At 55.6% G+C, this 9,340-nt stretch carries 6 protein-coding genes and 1 pseudogene; all 7 read left to right on the top strand.

Translation table 11 applies throughout. The features are described from left to right. The coding region (locus tag JWQ61_RS15145; RefSeq protein WP_304361262.1) for a type VI secretion system Vgr family protein at positions 1–2,328 on the top strand (2,328 nt) is incomplete at its 5' end. 11 nt (positions 2,329–2,339) lie between these two features. Further along, positions 2,340–3,401, top strand: coding sequence for a DUF4123 domain-containing protein (locus JWQ61_RS15150; protein WP_304361263.1), 1,062 nt, complete (start codon positions 2,340–2,342; stop codon positions 3,399–3,401). A gap of 21 nt (positions 3,402–3,422) precedes the next feature. Further along, positions 3,423–6,428: a metallophosphoesterase gene (locus JWQ61_RS15155; RefSeq protein WP_304361264.1), complete on the top strand. Its 3,006-nt coding sequence runs from the start codon at positions 3,423–3,425 to the stop codon at positions 6,426–6,428. Positions 6,429–6,517: 89 nt separating this feature from the next. Next, a complete protein-coding gene (locus tag JWQ61_RS15160) occupies positions 6,518–7,678 on the top strand; it encodes a right-handed parallel beta-helix repeat-containing protein (RefSeq protein WP_304361265.1) in 1,161 nt (386 codons plus the stop codon). 46 nt (positions 7,679–7,724) lie between these two features. Continuing rightward, positions 7,725–8,339 (top strand): hypothetical protein, encoded by a 615-nt coding sequence (locus JWQ61_RS15165; protein WP_304361266.1) that lies wholly within the window; start codon positions 7,725–7,727, stop codon positions 8,337–8,339. Positions 8,340–8,421: 82 nt separating this feature from the next. Further along, the gene (locus tag JWQ61_RS15170; protein WP_120236858.1) at positions 8,422–8,700 is read left to right on the top strand and encodes a PAAR domain-containing protein; all 279 of its coding nucleotides are present in this window, start codon (positions 8,422–8,424) and stop codon (positions 8,698–8,700) included. Positions 8,701–8,959: 259 nt separating this feature from the next. Beyond that, positions 8,960–9,340 (top strand): annotated as a pseudogene (locus JWQ61_RS15175) (hypothetical protein); the annotation flags it as partial.

Here is a 9,340-nt window from a genome sequence, read left to right on the forward strand (position 1 = left end):
CTGTCGCGCGACTTCGCATATACAGTTGAGGTGCTGGCAGATGACGCCAGCATTCCGCTCAAGGATATCCAGGGCAAGATGGTGACCGTTGAACTGGTGCGCGGCGACGGCAGCCTGCGCTATTTCAACGGCTATGTCTTCGAATTCCGATTGGCCAAGACCGATGGCAGCGTGGCGTTTTACTCAATGGTCCTGAAGCCGTGGCTGGCCTATCTCCGGCTCCGGAAAAATAATCTTCTGTTCCACAGTAAGACCCTGCGTGAGCAGACCCAAGACATCTTCAGCGATTACGGCAAGCATGCCGACTGGGATTCGCAGGTCAAGGGCAACGACCTGCCGTTCACCATGGCTTGCCAGTTTGACGAATCCGATCACAACTATCTGCACCGCCGCTGGGAAGCCGCCGGCTGGCACTACTGGTATGAACATTCCGAGAACGGGCATCAGCTGGTTCTGTCGGACGATTCCACGCAGGCCGAACCGATTGCCGGCAACAGCTCGGAAATCCACTTCCAGCGCCACGCCGGCGCGCAGGAAGAAGACGCCATCGGCGAATGGACTCCGGTGCGGCAGATCGTCCAGTCGCGGGTTGCCTTGTCGGGATTTAATTTCAAGGCGCCGATTCCGGCCAACCTTGATATCCCCACCATCAACCAGCAAGGCGACGTGCTCGATGTCGAGTCATATGAATATGCAGGCGCATACGGCTTCAAGGACCGCCAGGACGGCGACGCCATGGCCAAGCGGCAGATGGAGCAGATCGAAGCCAGCGGCAAGCACGTGGCGGCGGCAGGCAACAGCCGGTTCGCTGCGCCCGGGCGTTCGTTTCTGCTGACCGGTCACTTCAATCTCGGTTCATCCGACCAGGCCGCGGGATCGGGCAAGAACGAGTTCCTGATCGTCAGCGTGGTCCATAGCGCCAGCAACAATTACCTGCAGCAGGCCGATGCGGTGGCTGCCTATGACAACCGCCTGATCTGCATACGCAAGAGCATCCCATGGCGTCCGGCGCGCGGTTTCAATAGCGTCGACACCAGGATCCAGGCGCCGCAAACGGCGACTGTAGTGGGACCTTCCGGGCAGGATGTCTATGTCGACGAATACGCCAGGGTCAGGCTGCAATTCCATTGGGACCGCATCGGCGTCAATGACGAAAAGAGCTCGGCCTGGGTGCGCGTCGCCAGTTCGTGGGCCGGCAGCGACCTCGGCTCCATCTCCACGCCGCGCATCGGTTCCGAATGCATCGTCCAGTGGCTGGACGGCAATCCGGATCATCCGATCATTACCGGTGCTGTCTACAACCAGCAGAACATGCCGCCATGGCAGCTGGCCGACCAGCAGGTATTGACCGGCTTGCGCAGCCGCGAGTTCGGCACCGGCGGCAGCGGGCGCAGCAATCACCTGATCCTGGATGACAGCAACGGCAAGATCCAGGCGCAGTTGAAAAGCGACCATCAGCACAGCCAGCTTTCCCTCGGCAATATCACGCGCATCGAAGACAATGCCGGCCGCAAGGATTTCCGCGGCGAGGGATGGGAGCTGCGCACCGACGGCCACGGCGTCGCCCGCTCAGCCAAAGGCATGCTGATTACTACCGAGGCCCGCGTCAATGCGGCTTCGCATATCAAGGACATGGGCGAAACGGTGCAACGTTTGTCGCAGGCTACAGATGGCCATCAGGCGCTGGCCGAATTGGCCGAGCAGAGCGGGGCCCAGGAAGCGCCTGCACAGCAAACCAATGTTGCGCAGGCGCTCAAAGGCCAGAACGAGGCAATCCGAGGCGGCGCTGCCGGAGGTGAAGACAGTTTTCCTGAGTTGGCGGCGCCGCATCTGGTATTGACCAGTCCGGCGGGGATTGAAACGACGACAGCGCAATCGATGCATATCGCCAGCACCCAGCACACCGCGATCAGCTCCGGCAAGAGCCTGTCGATCGCCAGCGGCGACAGCATGTTTGCCAGCGTTGCCCAGACGTTCCGCCTGTTTGTCCACAAGGCCGGCATGAAAATGATCGCAGCGGCAGGCGACATCGACATGAAGGCGCTGTCGAACAACATCAACCTGCTGGCCAAGATGAATATCAGCGTTACTGCCGAGCGCATCACCATCACGGCCAAGGAAGAAGTCCTGATCAACGGCGGCGGCAGCTACGTCAAGCACAATGCCGGCGGCATCGAATACGGCACCAACGGCCCGCACTTGGTGCACGCCGCGAGCCGCAGCTGGCCCGGCCCGCAAAGCCTGCCGGTCAAGACCCAGCCGGACATCTGCGTCAGCTGCATGCAGGAAGCGAATCAGCAGGCTTCCACGTTGACCAAGCGTCTCTGAATGGATATCGCATGAGCGCTCCGTTACACGCAATTCCCGATCCGGCAGAATCGACGCCGCTGCATGACCCGCAGCAATTCCTGGACGAAGTCGCGCAGGCGCTAAGCCACGATTTGCGCATTCTGCTGCAGCCGCCGCGCAGCGCTCAGTGCTACGCGCTGATCAACGCTGGACAATGCGCGCTAGGCAGCATCGCCAAACTCATTGCCGACCACGAACTCGATGCCGAGCCTTTATTCGCGCATACCGCAGAGGATGCTCACGTCGACCAGGGGCCATGGCTGTTGCGTCTGCCGCCGCAGCCTTCGGACGTTTTGCTGCTGCGCTTGGCTGCCGATGCCGGCAGTAAACAGGCGCTCAGCGTGATCGCCAGCCCGCTGCGCAATCATGTACTTTGCGCCCACCTGCGCAGCTGGTTCAACGGCCTGCTGGAAGACAAGTCGCAAGTGCTGATGCGTTATTTCGATCCACGCATCGGCCTGGACATGGTGCAATGCTGGCCGCAGCCGGTGCGCCAGCAATTCCTCAGCGCAGTGCAGTGGTGGGCAAGCTGGGACCATCTGTTCATGCCGCGGATCATTCGCGGTGCAGCCCAGCCGCAGCCGGCTGCGTTAAGCGAACCGCTCGAAATCGGCGGCGAACTGCAGCTGGCGCTGGATCGCCTGAACCACGCCGAACGGTTGCAGGCTCTGATCCTGAAAGAAGATACCGACCCCGGCGAGCTTGACCACATTGCTCCGCCTTTGCAGCGTGTGATTGCCCATCTCCAGCTGAAGCGGGCCGAACAGCTGGATTTGAACGAGTGGAGCGACCAACGGCTGCTGATCGCGCTTGGCTTGCGGATGCACCCGCAAGCTTGCGACGAGCCCCGGCTGAACGCGTTGCTGCGCGCCAGCGCCGCTGCAAAGGAATCGATCGCTGCCGTCATCGGGCGCATGCCCGCGGCGTATTGGGAAGAGCAGCAGGCTGACGCGCCGCGCAGCCTGGCTCTCCTCTCTGAAAAAATACTGACCCCGTTACGCATGCGCCGCGCTGGCAACGCATCCAGCCACCCGCTAGCGTCATTGGCCTAACACTTTTATCCGGACTCTTACATGGCTGATATCTCTTCAAGCGTAGCAAATGCCTCCAGCGGCAAGAACCAGGATCCCGGCGTTACCGAGTGCGAAAAAGACCCGCCTATCAGTGCTGTCATTCTTTACCCCAGCCTCGGCACGCCGTTGATCTTGGCGCCTGGGCAAACCAAGTGCAGCATTTTCCTGGGGGCGGCTGCCGAGGCGCGTACCCATTTCACCATCGATGAACAGACCAAGCAGGCGCACACCATCCATTGCGCGACTGACCGCCATCTGCGTCTGTATGACATCCAGAAGAAGGACACAACGACCGATACCACTCAGGGCACGCTGTTTGGGGATGGCAAGACTTTTACCAAGGCCAAAGCCGCCATCAACGGCTGGCTGGTGGGCGATTTCGCTGCCGGAGCCCTGATCAAGAACCGCCACGGCCAGCCGTTTGCCACGATTTCAACCCAGGCCGCCGAAGTGTACCGGGGTCTAAGCCATGTCTACGAAATCGAGATAGACCTGACGCAGGGGCCGTTTACCGGCATCGGTACCGATGCCTTCAAAACGTTTGCCTGGATGGTGGAAATTGATGGGGAGCATGCCCGCCATCAGGAATATCAAGGAGTTACCCATGTCGAAGGACAGGACATGTACATCCACGATTTTCTGCACAACCAGAAAAATGCCGCCGCCAACCATTTTGCGCGGCCCTATGAATTCAATCTGGATAATTTCCAGGCAACGGGCCTGCCGGCGCAGAGGACCGACCGGCTGATGAGCTGGCATCCGGTCATTCGCGGCAAGAGCGACACGCTCAAGATAGGCCATCTGTCGGATGTGCATGTGAACGTGCGCCACAATGCGTTGGCGCAATCTCCGGCCCGCGTGATCGAAGACGATGCGGCAGGCGCATTGGCAGACAAGGTCGGCGGCAAGGTGTGCAACAGTTTCATGGCCCTCAAGGATCTGTTCGAGCAATTCGGCAAGGGCGAGAACCGTGCCGATGCGATCTTCCTGACCGGTGACTTGATCGACTTCAACCGCAATATCGATCCCGACAAGGCGGGGGCGTCCATTGGCGACCAATGGAAAAATTTCAACGTGCTCGGCAAGCTCGATGACAAGAACCTGTACAAGCGCGGCATGGACGATATGCTGATGTACAGCCTGGTGCGGCACTCTTACCGGGAATTGACGCTCCCCGTTTTCATGACGACCGGTAATCACGAGGCGTATGACGTGCCCTACGGAGTCAGCCCGCGCGCCGACTCCAGCCTGAGCACCTGGTCTAACAAGATGGGGCGGATGGAAGAGATGGCAGCCGGCATGTCGCCTGTGATGCCAACGATCAAGCGCGACGGATGGTGGTTCAAAACCTCTTCACGAGAGGAGCAGTTAGCGGATCTGCGCAAGGACGTTGAGGCAGCCAGCGAGTGGATTGAAGGCAAGGCCAACGAAGGGATTGCCGCCGACCACAACATGACCATCTATGAAGCGACGCTGGCTTACGGTCCTACCTATGGGCAAATTTACACGGCCAGGAATTTTCACGCGGACAATTTCGACTGGTTCAGCGCTCTGTTCACGCCGCTGTCGGATTTTGTCATTCCATACGGCGCGAAACCGGAAGATCCGGCCGGCAAAGATGCAAAGCAGGTACTGTGCGGCCTGGAATGGGGCAACGGCGAGGTCTACATCAACTTGAGCATGGAAAAAGTAAAGGGGATGGCGGGTGACCGGATCTGGCGCCAGAGCAGCAGCCCTGATGCGCAAGGCAGCGCGGTATTGCCCCGTGCCACCCATTCGATTAATGAGCAGCAGAAGCATATTCTTAATTCTGCCGGGCTATACAAGCAGAACTCCAAGGCAAAGCTGCTGGTGGCGACCCATTTCACCATCATCAACTACAACAAATCGCCGCTGAATGCCAAGCTCAGCATCACGCCGTTTGACAGAGTGCTGTCGGAAGGGCAGGTCCGTGTCGTCGATACGCCAGCCTTTAATGACGCCAATTTCGGCACGTGTGAAAAGAATCTCAAGTGGTATTTCGATACCTGTGTCTTTGTCGACGATACGCGGCGCGTCAACCATCACCTGTCTGGCCATAGCCATCGTTCGGGACTCTATCAGCCGACGCCCGAAGACCGCCCTAACATGTTGAGACGGGCCAATATTGCTAATGGGCGTGACCCCGGGCTGCACGGAGAGCAAAAAAGTTCGGACCAGCACACCAATTTTATCGTCAGCAGCTGCGGCGGTCCGATCGGCGTGCAAAACCTGTATGGCGAGCTCAATGGCTGGACCCTGCGTCCGCCTAGCGGAACCTTGCTGGATGCCCAGGGCGGGGCGATTAAACAAGTCAAGACCAGCGACCCTAAAAAGAACACGCAGCCGCGCTTGTGCGTGGCGCTCGACTATCTGGCCGTCATGAGCCGTGGCGACAGCGACATAGCCATGCCGCTGAGTTTCATGTGCAGCGACTTCAAGCCTGGGCAGGCGCTTTTTTCCCGCACTGTGGATGTTACTCTTAGCGACCAGATGACCGGGTTGGCGTGCATTACTGGAATGAACATATGGGTATTTGTCGGGGGACGGGATGAAGAAACAGGCGATGCAAAAAAAGCCTGGCACCGGCTCACGCCATCTTTCTCGGATGCGCCAAAGCAATTGTTTGAGTCTTCCAGCGGCGGCAAAAAGCGCCTGACGTTTAGCGCATCGGATCTGAACGTGCTGGATAGCGCATTCAGGGCAAATGGCGGGATAAAAATCCCGCAAGCTTTTTGCGAAGTCCAGCTGAAGAAACCAACCGTTGCCGCTGGCCAGCCCGATTGGGGAAAAGACATGAATTTCAGCGATTCGTGGGTATTTCCGCTGGAGATTCAATTTAGAATAACGGGAATCGGAGCCGTGCCGTCTATCGGCAGGGCGCCCGGGGAACGGGGCGAAGTGCCGGATTGGGGATGGTTATTTAAGACCTACCGAAACGGCCCGGGGAACAGTTATCCGGATCCTCAAAAAGTCATTAAAGGCTGAACATGATAATCATAGCTTCACGGCGGAGTTTTCTGCGCCGTGTCAGTGTTTTTGCTTTGAGTCTAACCAACATAACGGGATGTAATGCCATGAGCAGCAAAAAACCAATTGGCGAATTTGGAAAAATTTTTGACTACCTGCAGAATCCGGAGCTTCGACAGAAGGAGACTGGCGACGCGCTCATAACAATTAGTAGCGCCTCATTTGGCGGCGCTGAATTTCATGGGCAGACATGGCGCAACATCCGTTTTGTCGACTGTGATTTTGCAAGCTCATATGCCCTCAAATTGAAAGGCAGCGAAGATCTGCAATTCGACAGTTGCCGCTTTGGCGGCATTTTGGGATTTGGCAAAATGACTCGGGTCCAGTTTTCCAAATGCGCGGGTGTCGGCAAGCTGAATCTGATCGGCGATCAGGGCAGCACGAAAGTCCGTTTCGAAGACTGTAAATTTCAGGGCGACGACGCTGATCAGAACCATTTTGGCGCATTGGGAACCGAAGGTGAAACGGAGTTCACGCGTTGCCAGTTCAAGTACATGAGTATTTACGGCGATACCAAGCTGACTATTCGGGACTGTCAATTCGAAAATGTCGACTGCCCGATAGATGCGGCGACAGGCGGCTCTGAAGTTCTTATAGAGAATTCCAAGTTGCGTGGAAATTTTGATATGCGTCCTGCCGCCTTTTTATCTCTCACCATTCGCAATACCGTCATTGATAACATCGACCTTTCCGAGGCCACAGTCAAGGGCGACGTGCTGATGGAATCTTTGGATGCAGGTTATGTCAATGCCTTGTTTGGATCAGCGGCAAGCCTGACCATACGGAACAGCCAGATCAAGGGGAACGGGCGCGACGTATTCCAGACTTCGCCTGCCAAGATCGTGCGTATCGACATCGATAATGTCACGTTTGGCAAAGCCGGCGAAGCGGTGTTTATTGGCGGAGGTTTTTCCAGCAAGAAGGAGATAGCACGCGTCAATCAGTCCTTGCGCCTTCATAATTGCAAGATTCCTGTGCTGGCATCGAATCATATAAATACTGCAAACCTGATTCTCGATAATTGCGCCATCCAGGAAGCCAGTTTCAAGGAAAGCCGCATCAGCAGGCTGGACATCAAGAATACCAAGATCCTCGAAAGGCTTGATTTCACGAATACGCAAGTCGAAACGCAAGATTTAACGACGCTGGCTCCGTATAAAGGACGCGTTGATAAATTAGAAGGATCAAATGTAAAGCTGCCGGGTTAAGGCGAACGAACGGTTGATTCTATAATTTTTAGATCGGAAAAACACGATGATGGAAACGGGTGAAGCCCATGCAAGCTGGCTGAGTTTATTGCCGGTTCTGCTGGTGCTGTTGGTGCTGGCATTGCTTGTGTGGATCGTCAAAATCGCCAAGTCAGCGAAAAAGCAAGAATCGAGCGCGCAGGATGCAAAGACCGGCGCCCGCACGTGGGATTGGATATTGCGCGGAATTGGCTTGTCGCTATTGGTTGGTGTCGCCTTTATTGTATTAACCGTCGTCTTGGGCCGTTCCATTAATTCGGCGGCCGTAGCTCCTTTCATTCCGCCGTTATTTACCCTTTTATTCATAGGATGGCGGCGCATGATGGGGATGGTGGCAGAGAACGTGGATTCTGCCGCCCCAGCCTCGCGCCCGAATACATGGATCTGGTTGCTGGTGGCAATCGGATTGTTTCTGTTTTTCTGGCTGGCGTCGGTGAATATCGTCTATGTTTTTTATCTGACCCTGCCTGCGCTGATAATCGCCGCATGGTATTGCGCCAGGCGGCAATGGCGGAAAGAGGCTTATCTGGCAGTAGGCAGTGCCATTGCCTTCCCGTTTGTAGGCCTCGGCCTTATGGTGGCGATGAACGTGCTGTCCATGTATTCTGGTTCTTATAGATGAATATGGGATCGAATGAGGCAGTGAAATAATTGGCGCTGCGTGCTAGGCTTAATGTAGTTGGATTATTTTTTCGGGATAAATCATGGCTCTAAAAATCATCGTCGTGGGCGACTCAACCAGTCATGGCGGTCATGTGATCAGCGGTTCTCCCACGCACAACATACTGGACAAGCCGATTGCACGGCTGGGCGACCTGGTCGAATGTCCGCTGGTCTATCCTGGCGGGAAGCCACATGGCGTCAATAAAATTATTGAAGGGCATTCTACATTTATTCTTGACGGAATTCCTGTTGCGCTGGAAGGTCACAAAACGGAATGCGGTTGTACGCTGATTGGCAGTATCGGTGCTACCGTAGGATAAATATATCCTTCCCCATCGTCTGGCACAGCCCAGAACCGGCTTATTCAATAATGGCCGCAGCTTCTTCCGCTGCGGTCATCAAGTTACTACACTCCTGGTGCCACGATGGCCTTAACCCTTGGTGTTGCCAAGGTCTATGCTCGGTTTCTTCGCAATCGAAGTCCATTTCCATATAACAGGATCCTAGATTTGTACTGTATAAGTTGAATCTCATACGGATAGTAATTGCTGCGAGTCAAGATTCGAAACAGGGGGCGATATGGATTTAGGTATTCTGGTGTATGTCGACAATAGGAAAGAAACGATTGAGGAGTTTCATTGGCTTTACAAAAGCATGATTTTTTCCAATTTATTTTCCCGTGCCGATATCATCGCCGTATGCCATCCCGAAGCAATAAGTTCTCTGCCAAAAGACGAAAAAATCATAGTCATACCAGGCGCACCGTACGCCGACAATAATAGCGAATGGGCTGGATATGGCTATATCAATTCCATTGCCAATTTGTGTGAGCAACCGGTTCTTGAAATATGCAAAAAGTATAAATTTATTCTAAAAACAGATTGCGATACATTCGTGACACCCGCACTGGCTGGCTTTTCTCCAACAGGCTTGTGCTTTGGATTCGGCGCTTATGCATAC

The sequence above is a fragment of the Collimonas fungivorans genome (assembly GCF_028292705.1).
Lineage (GTDB): Bacteria > Pseudomonadota > Gammaproteobacteria > Burkholderiales > Burkholderiaceae_D > Collimonas > Collimonas fungivorans_B.